We start from the raw sequence: 14,047 nt of genomic DNA, 5'->3' as shown, positions 1-14,047 counted from the left end.
CATGGGCATGCTCGGCCTGGTGCTGGCGCTGGGGGCCGTCGCCATCGCCCAGTGGTGGCATGGCGGGAGCCTGCTGACCCTGCTGGATGGCCCGGCCTTTGTCATCGTCGTCGGGGGAACCTGGGGGGCGGTGATCTTGCAGACTCCCCGCAGGTACCTGCTCAGTGCCCTGAGGCAGGCAACCTGGATGCTGTTTCCGCCGCAGCTGGATCTTGCGGAGCAGGCCGAGCGCCTGAAGGCGTGGGCCCAGTTCGCCCGCCAGCAAGGCTTGCTGGCGCTGGAAAACCAGGCCGAGGCCGAGCCCGATCCCTTCACCCGCCAGGGGCTTTCCATGATTGTGGATGGCGTCTCCATCGAGGATATCCGCAGCCTGCTGGAGGCGGACATCGACATCGAGCAGGAGCGCAACGAGCACTCGGCCAGGGTGTTCGAGTCCATGGGCGGGTACAGCCCCACCATCGGCATCATCGGGGCCGTGATTGGCCTCATCCAGGCCATGTTTCATCTGGAGGAGCCAGGCACCCTGGGGGCGGGCATTGCCGTGGCCTTCGTCGCCACCATCTACGGGGTGGGCTTTGCCAACTTGCTCTATCTGCCGATTGCGAATCGGCTGCGCGCCTTCCACTACCATTACGGCCTCTATCAGGAGATGACCCTGGAGGGGCTTCTGGCCATCGCCCACGGGGAGAACGGCCCGCAGGTTGAAAGGCGGTTACGGGCTTATCTGAAAGGGGAGTAGCCATGCGCAAGCGCTATCGTTTGCACCTGCAAGGGCGAGAGCATCTCGATCGCTGGCTGGTCTCCTATGCCGATTACATGACGCTCATCTTCGCCCTTTTCGTGGTGCTCTACTCCGTTGCCATCGTCAACAAGGAGGAGTACCGCGCCGTCATCGAGGGCATGACCCAGGCCTTCAACCAGGCGCCGCGCAGCGATGGCCTGCTGGAAGGGCGGGGCAATTCCTTGCTGGACAACCCGATCTCGGCCGCACCCAGCCTGCTGGAGAGCCAGGCCTCTGCGTCCCCCTCGCGGGCACCCATCACGGGCACGCCCGTCTCGCAAGATGGCACGGCTCTTGCGCAGATCGACATGCAGATCCAGGAGTCCATGGGCGCCCTGGTCGATGCGGGGGTGGTGAAGCTTGCGCAGGATGAAAACTGGCTGACGGTGGAGCTGAGTTCAGGTCTCCTGTTCAACAGTGGCAGCGCTTTTCTGGGTAACAATGCCGCCCCTGTGCTCGATACGCTTTCAGGTATTCTCAAACCGGTCGATAACTATGTCAGGGTGCGGGGCTACACGGATAACCAACCGATAAACAACGAAATTTTCCGCTCCAACTGGACATTGTCAGCAGCCCGCGCCGAGGCAGTGCTCAATGCCCTGGTGGGCAAGGGGGTGGCTCCCGGTCGGCTCGCCTACGAGGCGTACGGAGAGTTTTCCCCCTTCGTCGACAATGGCACCGAGCAGGGACGATTACAGAATCGCAAGGTGGTGGTCGCCATATCCAGGTTCGCCTGGGTGCCGCCAGCCCCCGTCAAACCGCTGACGGTGGCACCGGTGCAGGACGCACCGCAGAGTGTCGACAGTGAAAAGATCAGGGTGATCGCGCTGCCCGGTGGGGGCATACGCATAACAACAAGGCAGGATTGATACAGTGATTGTTTGGACGGTTGCCAATCAGAAAGGTGGAGTCGGTAAAACCACCACGGTCGTCTCCCTGGCGGGCATTCTGGCCCAGCGTGGCCAGCGGGTACTGCTGATCGACACCGACCCCCACGCCTCCCTGACCTCCTATCTCGATTTCGACTCGGACAGGTTGGAAGGCACCCTGTACGAGTTGTTCCAGGCGGCCAAACCCAGCGCCGAGCTGGTCAACCGGATGACCCTCAAGACCCGATTCGAGAACATCAGCCTGCTGCCCGCCTCGATTACCCTGGCCACGCTGGATCGGGTGATGGGCAACCGGGAAGGGATGGGGCTGGTGCTCAAGCGCGCTCTGCTGCGGGTGCAGGATCAGTTCGACTACGTGCTCATCGACTGTCCGCCGGTGCTGGGGGTCATGATGGTGAACGCGCTGGCGGCCTGCGATCGCATCCTGGTGCCGGTGCAGACCGAATTCCTGGCCCTCAAGGGGCTGGAGCGGATGATGAAAACCTTCGAGATCATGCAGCGCTCCAAGCGGGAGAAGTTCCGCTACACCATCATTCCGACCATGTTTGACAAGCGTACCCGCGCCTCCCTGATGACATTGCAGTCCATCAAGGAGCAGTATGGGGAGGCGGTGTGGAATGCGGTCATTCCCATCGACACCAAATTCAGAGATGCCAGTCTGGTGCACATTCCTCCCTCCATCTATGCACCGGGCAGCCGGGGCACCTATGCCTATGAGACCCTGCTCAACCATCTCGACGCGCTGGAGCGTCAACGGACCCAGGAGGTGATGCCGTGAGAGAGACCACCCAGGTTCGGGCCATGGACGACTATTTCCACTCCCTGCTGCTGGACGATGCCCTGCTGCGGGAAGATCCCGAAGACGAAGCACCGGCCCCAGCGTTGCAACGTCAGACCGTCGCCGTGCCGGAGGTGGCTGCCACCCCCTATCTTGAAGCCGATACCCGACTGGCCCAGCTGAGCGAGCTGCTTGCCCAGGTGGGACAGGTCCAGTTCGAGATGGATGCCCTGAGCCACGAAGAGGTGCATGTCGAGCCATTCCAGCTCGAGGCGGAGGTAGTTGACAGTGAGCCTCTGGTCGCCCTGGCAGAGCCGGTGGTGGAAGCCGAGGTGGAGGAGGTCGAGCCCGTCGCCCTCGCAGTGGCAGAACCCGCACCCGCCCTCGAAGCGGCGCCCGCACCGTCGACCTGGGAGAACCTGGATACCGGCAACGAGTTTCAGGCGCTCTTCTTCGACGTGGCCGGGGTGACGTTTGCGGTGCCTCTGACCGAGTTGGGGGGCATCCATCAACTGGGGGAGGTGACCTCTCTCTTCGGCCAGCCGGGCTGGTACAAGGGGATCATGACCTCCCGCGAGCAGAAGATGAACGTGGTGGACACGGCCCAGTGGGTCATGCCGGGCCAGCATCTGGAGATGGACGATTACAAATATCTGATTATGCTGGGAGAATCACCCTGGGGATTGGCCTGTCACCAGTTGAAGGGCACAGAACTGCTGCACCGGGACCAGGTGAAGTGGCGCCATCAGGAGGGCAAGCGCCCCTGGCTGGCCGGCATGGTCAAGGAGAAGATGTGTGCCCTGCTGCACGTCAGGGAGCTCTTGTTGCTGCTTGGCCGGGGCGTGAACATCGAAGGCCGCTGACAACATCGGCATCGCCATGGTTTTATTGCTAATTTTACCCGTTGACGGGTTCATACAAGGATCAAGAAGATGACAGAGAAGCGCAATATTGCACAGAATCTGGCCGAAGACGAAGTGCTGCAGTGGGTGACCTTCCAGTTGGAAAACGAGACCTATGGCATCAACGTGATGCAGGTTCAGGAAGTGTTGCGCTACACCGAGATCGCTCCGGTCCCGGGGGCACCTGACTACGTGCTGGGCATCATCAACCTGCGTGGCAACGTGGTGACCGTCATCGATACCCGCTCCCGTTTCGGCTTGCCGGCCGGGGACGTGAGCGAGAACTCCCGCATCGTCATCATCGAGGCGGAGAAGCAGGTGATCGGCATCATGGTGGACAGCGTGGCCGAGGTGGTCTATCTGCGCTCCTCCGAGATCGATGCCGCCCCGGCGGTGGGCACCGAGGAGAGTGCCAAGTTCATCCAGGGCGTCAGCAACCGTGACGGCCAACTGCTGATCCTGGTGGATCTCAACAAGCTGCTCTCCGACGAAGAGTGGGAAGACATTGGTTCCCTGTAACAGGGACGGGAACGTGCGGACGGGGGCGATGGCACCTGTCCGCCTCCCTGTGACGGTAAGGTGATGGTTTGATGATTGAATTTGCAGCCTTGGGGTTGTCCTTGCTCGCACTGGTGCTGGCCCTTTACGGGATCCTGGGGCACCGTCGTCGCCAGCGAGAGTCCGAGGCCAGGGTGGAAGCGCTGCAGGGGCAGCTCGAGAGTCTGCGCAAGCAGATGATGGAGCTGCACACGGGCGCCATCGGCATGGGTCAGCGTCTGCAAGCCGCAGAAGGGGCCATGCAGAAGATCCACGACAGCCAGCAGGAGCTGACGTTGCAGGATCCGGAGCGCCGCCTCTACAGCCGCGCCGCCAAGATGGTGGAGCTTGGTGCCGATCTGGACGAGGTGATGAGCGAGTGTGAGTTGCCCCAGGCGGAAGCGGAGCTGCTTATTTCCCTGCGAAAGGGACGCAGCTGACGGATGTGTCGCGGGGAGGCCGGTGCCTCCCCGCTTTCTGTTCGGCCCGTGGCCACCTCTTTCTCGATGCCGGGACGGTGGATAATCCTTTGGCATCAATCTCTTTGGTGGGGGCGCGATCTTCCCCACAAATCCTGTTGATTATTGGCATCTTTGAAAAGACGCCTCCGGATCCTGTGTTAAGATGCAGGCCGCCTCATTTTCAACGATTACATCCCCATGCTGCTTCAAGCGAACAATCTGAGCTGCGTGCGTGAAGATCGCACCCTGTTTGAACATCTCTCCTTCGCGGTGCGTGCCGGGGATTTGATGCAGATTGAGGGTCCCAACGGGGTGGGCAAGACCAGCCTGTTGCGCCTGCTCACCGGCCTCTCCCAGCCCTTTGCTGGCGAGGTGTGCTGGAATGGGGAGAATATCCGCCATTGCCGGGATGAATACCACGCCAGCCTGCTTTACCTGGGCCATCAGCCCGGCGTCAAGGCGACCCTGACCCCCCTTGAGAATCTCTCCTTCTACCAGAAGCTTCATGGCCCTGCCGGGGACGGCGTGGATCTCTGGCGGGTGCTGGCCCAGGTCGGCCTCGCCGGTTTCGAAGACTATCCCGCGGGGCAGCTCTCCGCCGGGCAGCAGCGACGGGTGGCGCTGGCCAGGTTGTGGCTGAGCGAGCGACCGGCGCTCTGGATCCTGGACGAGCCCTTCACCGCCATCGACAAGCAGGGGGTCAGGGTGCTGGAGCAGTTGTTCCTCGCCCACGCGGACAGGGGGGGCATGGTGGTCCTTACGACCCACCAGGATCTGACCCTGATGCAGGGACGGCTCAAGACCCTCTCCCTGATCTCGCTGTTGCAGGAGTAGCCCATGCTGCGCGCCGTCATACACCTTATTCACCGCGAGTTGCTGATGGCCCTGCGCCAGCGCGCCGACATCTTCAACCCGCTCTGGTTCTTCCTCATCGTCATCACCCTGTTTCCATTGGGGATCGGGCCCGAGCCCCAGTTGCTGGCCCGCATCGCTCCCGGCATCATCTGGGTGGCGGCCCTGCTGGCGGCCATGCTCTCCCTGGAGCGGCTGTTTCGTGACGACTTCAGTGACGGCGCCCTGGAGCAGATGATGCTGATGCCCCATCCCCTGGGGTTGCTGGCCCTGGCCAAAGTGATCGCTCACTGGTTGCTGACCGGTCTGCCGCTGTTGCTGGTCTCCCCCTTGCTCGCCATCCTGCTCTCCCTGGAGCTGAAGACCTATGTGGCCGTGGTGGCCACCCTGGCGCTCGGTACGCCGGTGCTGAGCCTGCTCGGGGCGGTCGGAGTAGCGCTGACCGCAGGGCTGCGCAAGGGGGGCGTGCTGCTCAGCCTGTTGTTGCTGCCGCTCTATATTCCGGTGCTTATCTTCGCCACGTCCGCCATCGACGCGGCGAGCATGGGACTGCCCTATGCCGGTCAGCTCGCCATCCTGGGGGCCATGCTGGTGGGGGCATTGACCCTGACGCCCCTGGCTATCTCGGCGGCGCTTCGGGTGAGTGTCAACTGATTGATTTGGTGAAAAGATTTTCGTTTGAAGCCTTGTTAGGGGCGAGATAGTTGAGATAGATCAAGGGGATGGCTGCTTATTGCTTTCGGGGGATATGATGTTTTTCCCCCATGGGTATGGTAGCCCTCGCCACTTAAAAATTAATAACTGAAAGGTTTCGTGAGCTATGTGGAAATGGTTGCACCCTTATGCCAAACCCGAGCGCGCCTATGGGCTGGCCGGCACCCTGCTGCCCTGGTTTGCCGTGACAAGCCTGCTCGCCTTCATCATCGGCACCGTCTGGGGGCTGGCTTTCGCTCCCGCCGATTACCAGCAGGGCGACTCTTTCAGGATCATCTATATCCATGTGCCCTCCGCCATCCTCTCCATGGGCGCCTACTCCACCATGGCGGTGGCCGCCTTCATTGGCCTGGTGTGGCAACTGCGCATGGCAGACATGACGGTGGCGGCCATCGCCCCGGTGGGGGCCGTCTTCACCTTCATTGCCCTCTTTACCGGCGCCGCCTGGGGCAAACCCATGTGGGGCACCTGGTGGGTGTGGGATGCCCGGCTCACCTCCGAGCTCATCCTGCTGTTCCTCTATCTGGGTGTCATCGCCCTCTACAACGCCTTCAGCGACAAGGTGGTGGCGGGCCGCGCCGCCGGCATCCTGGCGCTGGTCGGGGTGATCAACCTGCCCATCATCCACTACTCGGTGGAGTGGTGGAACACCCTGCACCAGGGGGCCACCATCACCAAGTTTGACAAACCCTCCATCTCCCCCGAGATGCTGTGGCCGCTGCTCATCATGATCCTGGCGTTCGCCGCCTTTCTCGGTGCCCTGACCCTGATGCGTTTTCGCAATGAGCTGCTGATGCGGGAGTGGCACCGCCCCTGGGTCGCCGACATCGCCAGGCAGGAGAAGTAAGCATGCACTTTGCCTCGTTCAGTGATTTCATGGCCATGGGAGGCTATGCCTTCTACGTCTGGCTCTCCTTCGGTCTGACCCTGCTCTGCCTGGTCGGCATCGTCATTTCCACCCGGTTGAAGACCCGCAGCCTGCTCGGCGAACTGCGCAACAAGCAGGCTCGGGAGGCACGCCGCAAGGCGGCCCAGCAGATGGAGAACACCCTATGAACCCGCGCCGCAAGAAACGCCTCACCATCATCCTGGCCATCAGCCTGGGCCTTGCCAGCGTGACTGGCCTGGTGCTTTATGCCCTGAGCCAGAACATCGACCTCTTCTACACCCCGAGCGAGCTGGTGGAAGGGAAGGGGCCGGAGAAGATCAAGCCCGAGGAGGGGCAGCGCCTGCGCATCGGTGGCCTGGTGGTGCCGGGGTCTGTGGTGCGGGATCCCCAGAGCCTCAAGGTAGCCTTCAAGCTGGTGGACAACGGCGGCCATCTGGTGACGGTGGAGTTTGACGGCATTCTGCCTGACCTGTTCCGCGAGGGGCAGGGCATTGTCGCTCAAGGCACCCTCAAGGATGCCACCACGGTCGCCGCCTTCGAGGTGCTGGCCAAGCACGACGAGAACTACATGCCGCCGGAAGTGGCCGACGCCACCAACGGCATGCACTTCAAGCCCGAATACACAGAGGCGCAGTTGCAGGGAGCCAAGCAATGATGCCGGTATGCGCCAAGAATTCACTTCTTTATGCCGCCAAATCGGCAGGTTTCTCCGTGCAATCGAGAGGGAATAGTCAATGATCCCGGAATTAGGGCAGTTCTCACTAATCCTGGCCTTCGCCACCGCCCTGCTGCTGGGTAGTTACCCGCTGATCGGGGCCCATCTCGGCCGTCTTGGCATGATGTCGGCGGCCCGCCCGCTCGCCTACAGCCAGTTCCTGCTGCTGCTGCTGTCGTTTCTCTGCCTCACCTGGGCCTTTATCGACAACGACTTCACCGTGCAGTACGTGGCCACCAACTCCAACAGCCTGCTGCCCCTGCAATACCGCATCTCGGCGGTGTGGGGAGCCCATGAAGGCTCGCTGCTGCTCTGGGTGCTGACCCTGGGGGGCTGGACGGCGGCGGTGGCCCTCTTCAGTCGCCGCCTGCCGCTCGATGCAGTGGCGCGGGTACTCGGGGTGCTCGGCCTTATCTCGGTGGGCTTCACCGCCTTCGTGCTGTTCACCTCGGATCCTTTCACCCGCACCCTGCCGTATTTCCCGGTGGACGGGCGGGATCTCAATCCGCTGCTGCAGGATCCCGGTCTCATCTTCCACCCCCCCATGCTCTACATGGGCTACGTGGGCTTCTCGGTGGCCTTCGCCTTCGCCATCGCCTCCCTGATGACGGGGCGTCTGGACGCCACCTGGGCGCGCTGGTCCCGTCCCTGGACCATGGCGGCCTGGGTCTTCCTGACGCTGGGCATCGTGCTCGGTTCCTGGTGGGCCTATTACGAACTCGGCTGGGGCGGCTGGTGGTTCTGGGACCCGGTGGAAAACGCCTCCTTCATGCCCTGGCTGGCGGGCACGGCCCTGCTCCACTCCCTGGCGGTGAGCGAGAAGCGCGCCACCTTCAAGGCCTGGACCGTGCTGCTGGCTCTCTCGGCCTTCTCCCTGAGCCTGCTCGGCACCTTCCTGGTGCGTTCCGGCGTGCTGGTGTCGGTCCATGCGTTTGCCTCGGACCCGACCCGGGGTCTGTTCATCCTGGGCTTCCTGCTGGCGGTGATAGGCAGCTCCCTATTGCTGTTCGCCTTCAAGGGCTCCCAGGTGAAGAGCCACGGCAAGCATGAGCTGTGGAGCCGGGAGACCCTGCTCCTTGGCAACAACATCCTGCTGGTGGCGGGCCTGCTCACCGTGCTGCTCGGCACCCTGTTGCCCCTGGTGCACAAAGAGCTGGGGCTTGGCAGCATCTCCATCGGTACCCCCTTCTTCAACCACATCTACAGCTGGCTCATCATCCCCTTCGCCCTGCTGCTGGGGGTGGGCCCCCTGTTCCGCTGGCGCCGCCAGGATCTCGGTGAGCTCAAGGGCAAGGTGATGCTCGCCCTGGTGCTGAGCCTGGCCGCGGCTCTGCTATTGCCCAAACTCTTTGCCGAGGCGTTCAAACCCTGGGCTGCGCTCGGTATTGGGCTTGGCGTCTGGATCATCGTCACCAGTGTGCAGGAGACCTGGGCGCGGGCCACCCACAAACACGGTTTTGCCACCGGCGTGCGCAAGCTTGGCAACAGCCACTGGGCCATGATCCTGGGGCACGTGGGGCTCGCGGTCAGCATCATCGGCATCGCCTGCACCCAGAACTACAGCATCGAGAAGGACCTGCGGATGCAGGCCGGCGATCGCGTCCAGTTCGCTGATTACGAGTTCGTCTTCACCGGCATCAAGGAGAAGAACGGCCCCAACTACGACGGTTTCAAGGGTGTGCTGGAAGTGCACCGGGATGGCAAGCAGGTAGCCCTGCTCAAGCCCGAGAAGCGGATGTACACCGTGAGCCGCATGCCGATGACCGAGGCGGCCATCGATGCGGGGGTTACCCGGGATCTCTATGCGGCGCTCGGCGAGCAGCTCGACAACGGCGCCTGGGCGGTGCGGATCTACTACAAGCCCTTCGTGCGCTGGATCTGGTTCGGCGGCGTCTTCATGGCCCTCGGCGGCGTGCTGGCCATGCTGGACAAGCGCTACCGCTTCGGACGTCGTGACGAGGAGGCCAAGGCATGAGCAAGAAGACCTGGCTCTATCTGCTGCCCTTCATCATCTTCCTGATGGGGGCCGTGTTTCTGTTCAAGGGGCTTTACTCCGATCCCACCAAGCTCGAATCCGTGATGGTGGACAAGGAGGTGCCCGTGTTCACCCTGCAGGACATCTATGACCTGGGCAAGCAGCACGACAGGAGCATCCTCAAGGGGCGCCCCATGCTGCTCAACGTCTGGGCCACCTGGTGCCCGACCTGTTACGGGGAACACACCTACCTCAAGGAGCTGGCGGGGCAGGGGATCTACATCGTCGGCATGAACTACAAGGACGAGCGTGACAAGGCCATCAAGTGGCTGGCAGAGCTTGGCAACCCCTACCAGGTCAACCTCTACGATCCGGACGGCATGCTGGGGCTGGATCTCGGTGTCTATGGCGCGCCCGAGACCTTCTTCATCGACAGCCAGGGCATCATCCGCTATCGCCACGTGGGGGACATCAACCCAGACGTCTGGGCCAGTACCCTCAAACCCATCTTCGATGCCATGAAGTGAGGCCTCCCCGATGAAAACACTGATTGCATCCCTGTTGCTGCTGGCTGGTCTCGTCTGCGCCGGACAGGCCCGCGCCGCCATCGATGTCTACACCTTCGAGAGCGACGCCCAGGAGCAGACCTTTCGCGAGCTGACTAAGGAGCTGCGCTGCCCCAAGTGCCAGAACCAGGACATCGCGGATTCCAACGCCGGGCTCGCCAAGGATCTGCGGGACAAGACCTACCAGATGGTGCGCGAGGGCAAGGAGAAGCAGGAAGTGGTGGACTACATGGTGGCCCGCTACGGCAACTTCATTCTCTATGATCCCCCCCTGATGGCCTCGACCCTGATCCTCTGGCTTGGCCCCTTGCTGGTCATCGTGATTGGCGTCGTCACCGTGGTGGTGCGAAGCCGCCGCCATGCCCCCGCTCCCTTGCAACAGCCTGAAGGCACCCTGAGTGCAGAAGAGCAGGCCAGGCTGTCCGCCCTGCTCAAAGAGGAAGATAAACCATGACCCCATTCTGGATACTGGGTGCGGCCCTGCTGGTGCTGGCGAGCCTGGCGCTGATCGTGCCGCTCTGGCGTGGCGAGGGCCGGCAGAGCATCAGTCGCTCGGCCCTCAACAAGCAGCTCTATCGCCAGCGCCTGCTGGAGATAGGGGAAGAGCGGGAGCAGGGGATACTGGCGGAGGAGCCGGAATCCCTGGTGGAGCTGCAGCGCAGCCTCCTGGACGATATTCCCGACGTGGAGCAGACCGCCCGCAGCGGCAAGAGCCTGATCTGGATCCCCGGTGTGCTGGTGCTGGCGGTGGTGAGCATCGGCCTCTACGCCAAGCTCGGCGCCTGGCAGGAGGTGAGCCGCTGGCAGGATGCCAGCAGCCGGTTGGGGGAGCTCAGCAATCGCATCCTGGTGGAGCGCGACACCCGGGTGACCGAGCAGGATCTGCTGGACTTCACCCTGGCCCTGCGAACCCGGCTGAAAGAAGAACCGAACGACTACCGTGGCTGGCTGCTGCTGGGGCGCCTGACCCTGGATGGCAATGATCCCGAGATGGCCCGCGAGGCGCTGGAGCGTGCCTACGCCCTCGCGCCCCAGAAGGCCATGGTGGCGGTGCCCTATGCCCAGGCCCTGATGATGACGGGGGAGGAAGCCCGTGCGGATCAGCTGTTGCAGGCGGTCATTGCCGAGGACCCGGCCAACATCGAGGCCCGCTCCGTCCACGCCTTCATGGCCCTGCAAAAAGAGGATTTCCAGACCGCCCTCGACCGCTGGCAGGGGATGTTGCCGCTGCTGGAGCCGGGCTCGGCCCGCTACACCATGGTGGAGCGCTCCATGGAGTACGCCAGGCAGCAGCTTGGCCAGCGTGGCATCGCCGTGACCACCCCGTCTGCCGAAGGCCAGGCACAAGCCGAGGTGCTGGCGGTGAAAGAGGGGGAGTTCCCCCTGCACATCACCCTGGCGCCGGGCATCAAGATGCCGGAAGATGCCCATCTGTTCGTCTTTGCGGTGATCCCCAACGGTCCGCCCATGCCCATCGCGGTCAAGCGCATTGCAGACCCGCATCTCCCGCTCACCCTCTCCCTGGGGGACGGGGATGCCATGATGGAGGGGAGCAAGCTGGCGGCCCATGCCGAGCTGCAGTTCAAGGCGCGCCTCTCCCGAGGTGGCAACGTCATGAACAAGGAAGGCGCCTTTGAAGGGGTTTCGGTCACCGTGCCGACCAGCACCATCCCCACAGCGCCGATTGACATCCGCATCGATCACGCCCTCTAATACGCTTTTGGCCCACCCCTTGGGGTGGGCCCCCTGTATAATTCATATCAATACCCAAAAAAATCTTAGGACTTTCATATGTATCTGCGTTCAGGAGCATTGGCGGTGGCATTGCTGCTCGCGGGCTGTGCGGGCGGCCCTCCCAAGCCGGGCCCGGAGAGCCTGGATCTCGGCGAGACCCCGAGCCGCCCCGGGGCATCCAGCACGGCCAGCGATCCTCGCGACCCCTTCCAGGGGCCCAACCGTGCCATGTGGGCCGTCAACTATGACGTGCTGGAGCCCTATGTGGCCCGCCCCGTGGTACACGGCTATGCCCGCTATGTCCCGCAAGGGGTGAGGGACAGCATCGAGAATTTCGTGGACAACTTCGACGAGCCGAGCAGCATGGTAAACCACCTGCTAGTGGGTGATCTGAAAGGGGCCGGTACCAACCTGGGCCGCTTCACCCTCAACACCACTGTGGGCCTGCTCGGTCTGTTCGACGTGGCCAAGCATGCGGGCCTGGCTCGCAACACGCTGGAGATGGATACCGTGCTCGGCAAGGCCGACATCGGGGATGGCGCCTATCTGATGGTGCCGGTCTACGGTCCCACCACCACCCGTCAACTGGTAGGGGATACCATCGATACCATCTACTTCCCCTATGCCCTGCTGACCTTCCCGCTGAAGGTGGTGCACTGGGCACTGGATGGCCTCGGCACCCGCTCCAAGCTGATCGATCAGGAGCGCATCATCGACAACGCGCTGGATCCTTACGCCCTGACCAAGGACTTCTACTTGCAGTACAACGATGGCAAGGTGACGGGCCGCAAACCCGAGCTTCAGGAGCAGAAGCCAGAGGCGGCGGATGATGGCAACCTCGACGATTACATGGACGAGATAGACCAGTAAGCACGGTCATCTTCCACAAGGCGCCTGCGGGCGCCTTTGTTGTCGATGGCAGGTGTTCGACCATAAAAAACGCCCCGCAAGTGCGGGGCGTTTTGGCAAGAAAGGCTTATCAGGCAGCCAGGTTTTTGGCCACGAATTCCCAGTTGACCAGGGCCCAGAAGGTTTCCATGTACTTCGGACGCAGGTTGCGGAAATCGATGTAGTAGGCGTGTTCCCACAGGTCGACGGTCAGCAGCGGGGTGGTACCGGCTTCGGTCAGCGGGCAACCGGCGTTGGAGGTGTTGACGATGGCCAGGGAGCCGTCAGCCTTTTTCACCAGCCAGGTCCAGCTGGAGCCGAAGTTGCCGATGGCAGACTTGGTGAACGCATCCTTGAACTCGGCGAAGGAGCCGAAGGCCTTGGTGATGGCATCGGCCAGAGCGCCAGTGGGCTCGCCACCGCCGTTCGGGGAGAGGCAGTGCCAGTAGAAGGTGTGGTTCCAGATCTGGGCAGCGTTGTTGAAGACGCCACCAGTGGAGGTCTTGATGATCTCTTCCAGAGACTTGCCTTCAAACTCGGTACCCGGCACTAGGTTGTTCAGGTTGACCACGTAGGTGTTGTGGTGCTTGCCATGGTGGTATTCCAGGGTTTCCTGGGAGATGTGCGGTTCCAGAGCATTGATTGCATAGGGCAGAGCGGGAAGTTCGAAAGCCATTTTCTACTCTCCATTGGCTGGTCCGTGCGAAGGCGACGGTTGCAAGACATTGCGTACTCTTTTCTATCTTGAAAAGAATTGTTCTTGAAATGAGGGGGCCAGACGGCCCAAAGCCCGTCGATTGTAGCAGTATCAAAGATGGGCGAACAACCCTTGATTCTTGCCATGATCCGGATCAAGCTGCGGCGTATTGATGCATGACTTCTTTCATTCGCAACGGTTTGCCAGTTTGTGGTCTGCCCGGATTGCAGTAGAATGGCCGCCGAAATCGCTCCAGTGAGGCATTTATGGAAACTATTGAAAAGATCAAACAGCAGTTGGCTGAGAATCCCATCATCCTCTACATGAAGGGATCCCCCAAGCTGCCCAGCTGCGGTTTCTCTGCCCAGGCCTCCCAGGCCCTGATGTCCTGCGGCGAGCCTTTCGCCTATGTCGACATCCTGCAGAACCCGGACATCCGCGCCGAGCTGCCGAAATTCGCCAACTGGCCCACCTTCCCGCAACTGTGGGTCGAGGGTGAGCTGGTCGGTGGTTGCGACATCATGATCGAGATGTTCCAGGCCGGCGAGTTGCAGACCCTGATCAAGGAAACTGCCGCCAAGCACAAGCAGGATGATGCTGCTGCCGAGTAAGGCCGCATCCATACCATGCAATGCAAAAAGGGGAGCCACTGGCTCCCCTTTTCTTTG

The 14,047-nt window shown here is 62.1% G+C and carries 18 protein-coding genes; 17 read left to right on the top strand and 1 reads right to left on the bottom strand.

The window, feature by feature from the left end:
* The first annotated feature begins 1 nt into the window (after position 1).
* The 16 genes from I6L48_RS18710 (at position 2) to I6L48_RS18635 (ending at position 12,664) form a co-directional block, all read left to right on the top strand.
* Complete coding sequence (locus I6L48_RS18710; RefSeq protein WP_042016381.1) at positions 2–739, top strand: flagellar motor protein; 738 nt, start codon at positions 2–4, stop codon at positions 737–739.
* A gap of 2 nt (positions 740–741) precedes the next feature.
* Positions 742–1,650 carry an OmpA family protein gene (locus I6L48_RS18705; protein ID WP_216987585.1) on the top strand — a complete coding sequence of 303 codons (909 nt, stop codon included), beginning with the start codon at positions 742–744 and terminating at the stop codon, positions 1,648–1,650.
* A gap of 4 nt (positions 1,651–1,654) precedes the next feature.
* Positions 1,655–2,449 (top strand): ParA family protein, encoded by a 795-nt coding sequence (locus I6L48_RS18700; protein WP_010673940.1) that lies wholly within the window; start codon positions 1,655–1,657, stop codon positions 2,447–2,449.
* A complete protein-coding gene (locus I6L48_RS18695; RefSeq protein WP_104452535.1) occupies positions 2,446–3,312 on the top strand; it encodes a chemotaxis protein CheW in 867 nt (288 codons plus the stop codon). The genes I6L48_RS18700 and I6L48_RS18695 overlap by 4 nt, the downstream gene beginning before the upstream one ends.
* A gap of 69 nt (positions 3,313–3,381) precedes the next feature.
* Positions 3,382–3,870, top strand: a complete 489-nt coding sequence (locus I6L48_RS18690; protein WP_010673942.1) for a chemotaxis protein CheW — start codon at positions 3,382–3,384, stop codon at positions 3,868–3,870.
* Between the two features lie 71 nt (positions 3,871–3,941).
* Positions 3,942–4,328, top strand: a complete 387-nt coding sequence (locus I6L48_RS18685; protein ID WP_010673943.1) for a DUF2802 domain-containing protein — start codon at positions 3,942–3,944, stop codon at positions 4,326–4,328.
* A gap of 219 nt (positions 4,329–4,547) precedes the next feature.
* Positions 4,548–5,183 (top strand): cytochrome c biogenesis heme-transporting ATPase CcmA, encoded by a 636-nt coding sequence (gene ccmA, locus I6L48_RS18680; RefSeq protein ID WP_216987584.1) that lies wholly within the window; start codon positions 4,548–4,550, stop codon positions 5,181–5,183.
* A 3-nt stretch (positions 5,184–5,186) separates the two neighbouring features.
* On the top strand, positions 5,187–5,855 hold the full coding sequence (gene ccmB, locus I6L48_RS18675) for a heme exporter protein CcmB (protein WP_128271629.1): 669 nt from the start codon (positions 5,187–5,189) through the stop codon (positions 5,853–5,855).
* Between the two features lie 166 nt (positions 5,856–6,021).
* Positions 6,022–6,762 carry a heme ABC transporter permease gene (locus I6L48_RS18670; protein ID WP_010673946.1) on the top strand — a complete coding sequence of 247 codons (741 nt, stop codon included), beginning with the start codon at positions 6,022–6,024 and terminating at the stop codon, positions 6,760–6,762.
* A 2-nt stretch (positions 6,763–6,764) separates the two neighbouring features.
* The gene (ccmD, locus tag I6L48_RS18665) at positions 6,765–6,971 is read left to right on the top strand and encodes a heme exporter protein CcmD (protein WP_039039901.1); all 207 of its coding nucleotides are present in this window, start codon (positions 6,765–6,767) and stop codon (positions 6,969–6,971) included.
* Positions 6,968–7,459, top strand: coding sequence for a cytochrome c maturation protein CcmE (gene ccmE / locus I6L48_RS18660; RefSeq protein WP_010673948.1), 492 nt, complete (start codon positions 6,968–6,970; stop codon positions 7,457–7,459). Before ccmD ends, ccmE begins: the two co-directional genes overlap by 4 nt.
* A 79-nt stretch (positions 7,460–7,538) precedes the next feature.
* On the top strand, positions 7,539–9,494 hold the full coding sequence (locus I6L48_RS18655; protein WP_041212639.1) for a heme lyase CcmF/NrfE family subunit: 1,956 nt from the start codon (positions 7,539–7,541) through the stop codon (positions 9,492–9,494).
* The gene (locus tag I6L48_RS18650) at positions 9,491–10,021 is read left to right on the top strand and encodes a DsbE family thiol:disulfide interchange protein (protein ID WP_041215578.1); all 531 of its coding nucleotides are present in this window, start codon (positions 9,491–9,493) and stop codon (positions 10,019–10,021) included. The genes I6L48_RS18655 and I6L48_RS18650 overlap by 4 nt, the downstream gene beginning before the upstream one ends.
* 10 nt (positions 10,022–10,031) lie before the next feature.
* Complete coding sequence (locus tag I6L48_RS18645) at positions 10,032–10,514, top strand: cytochrome c-type biogenesis protein (protein WP_010673951.1); 483 nt, start codon at positions 10,032–10,034, stop codon at positions 10,512–10,514.
* Positions 10,511–11,773 (top strand): c-type cytochrome biogenesis protein CcmI, encoded by a 1,263-nt coding sequence (ccmI, locus tag I6L48_RS18640; protein WP_216987583.1) that lies wholly within the window; start codon positions 10,511–10,513, stop codon positions 11,771–11,773. The genes I6L48_RS18645 and ccmI overlap by 4 nt, the downstream gene beginning before the upstream one ends.
* A gap of 78 nt (positions 11,774–11,851) precedes the next feature.
* A complete protein-coding gene (locus tag I6L48_RS18635; protein WP_029314176.1) occupies positions 11,852–12,664 on the top strand; it encodes a VacJ family lipoprotein in 813 nt (270 codons plus the stop codon).
* A 109-nt stretch (positions 12,665–12,773) separates the two neighbouring features.
* On the opposite strand, the gene sodB is transcribed toward I6L48_RS18635, so the two are convergent.
* Positions 12,774–13,358, bottom strand: coding sequence for a superoxide dismutase [Fe] (gene sodB / locus I6L48_RS18630; protein ID WP_010673954.1), 585 nt, complete (start codon positions 13,356–13,358; stop codon positions 12,774–12,776).
* A 287-nt stretch (positions 13,359–13,645) separates the two neighbouring features.
* Here sodB and I6L48_RS18625 point away from each other — a divergent pair, with 287 nt between their 5' ends.
* Positions 13,646–13,990 carry a Grx4 family monothiol glutaredoxin gene (locus I6L48_RS18625; protein ID WP_010673955.1) on the top strand — a complete coding sequence of 115 codons (345 nt, stop codon included), beginning with the start codon at positions 13,646–13,648 and terminating at the stop codon, positions 13,988–13,990.
* Positions 13,991–14,047 lie beyond the last annotated feature (57 nt).

The sequence above is a fragment of the Aeromonas sp. FDAARGOS 1418 genome, assembly GCF_019048585.1.
Classification (GTDB): domain Bacteria; phylum Pseudomonadota; class Gammaproteobacteria; order Enterobacterales; family Aeromonadaceae; genus Aeromonas; species Aeromonas caviae.
The sequence above is the reverse complement of the archived record's forward strand: the minus strand, read 5'-3'. Positions and strand labels throughout refer to the sequence as shown.

Coding starts and splice junctions, on each gene's coding strand:
- I6L48_RS18710 (WP_042016381.1), top strand. CDS start 2: ATGGGCATGCTCGGCCTGGTGCTGGCGCTGGGGGCCGTCGCCATCGCC.
- I6L48_RS18705 (WP_216987585.1), top strand. CDS start 742: ATGCGCAAGCGCTATCGTTTGCACCTGCAAGGGCGAGAGCATCTCGAT.
- I6L48_RS18690 (WP_010673942.1), top strand. CDS start 3,382: ATGACAGAGAAGCGCAATATTGCACAGAATCTGGCCGAAGACGAAGTG.
- I6L48_RS18685 (WP_010673943.1), top strand. CDS start 3,942: ATGATTGAATTTGCAGCCTTGGGGTTGTCCTTGCTCGCACTGGTGCTG.
- ccmA (WP_216987584.1), top strand. CDS start 4,548: ATGCTGCTTCAAGCGAACAATCTGAGCTGCGTGCGTGAAGATCGCACC.
- ccmB (WP_128271629.1), top strand. CDS start 5,187: ATGCTGCGCGCCGTCATACACCTTATTCACCGCGAGTTGCTGATGGCC.
- I6L48_RS18670 (WP_010673946.1), top strand. CDS start 6,022: ATGTGGAAATGGTTGCACCCTTATGCCAAACCCGAGCGCGCCTATGGG.
- ccmD (WP_039039901.1), top strand. CDS start 6,765: ATGCACTTTGCCTCGTTCAGTGATTTCATGGCCATGGGAGGCTATGCC.
- ccmE (WP_010673948.1), top strand. CDS start 6,968: ATGAACCCGCGCCGCAAGAAACGCCTCACCATCATCCTGGCCATCAGC.
- I6L48_RS18655 (WP_041212639.1), top strand. CDS start 7,539: ATGATCCCGGAATTAGGGCAGTTCTCACTAATCCTGGCCTTCGCCACC.
- I6L48_RS18650 (WP_041215578.1), top strand. CDS start 9,491: ATGAGCAAGAAGACCTGGCTCTATCTGCTGCCCTTCATCATCTTCCTG.
- I6L48_RS18645 (WP_010673951.1), top strand. CDS start 10,032: ATGAAAACACTGATTGCATCCCTGTTGCTGCTGGCTGGTCTCGTCTGC.
- ccmI (WP_216987583.1), top strand. CDS start 10,511: ATGACCCCATTCTGGATACTGGGTGCGGCCCTGCTGGTGCTGGCGAGC.
- I6L48_RS18635 (WP_029314176.1), top strand. CDS start 11,852: ATGTATCTGCGTTCAGGAGCATTGGCGGTGGCATTGCTGCTCGCGGGC.
- sodB (WP_010673954.1), bottom strand. CDS start 13,358: ATGGCTTTCGAACTTCCCGCTCTGCCCTATGCAATCAATGCTCTGGAA.
- I6L48_RS18625 (WP_010673955.1), top strand. CDS start 13,646: ATGGAAACTATTGAAAAGATCAAACAGCAGTTGGCTGAGAATCCCATC.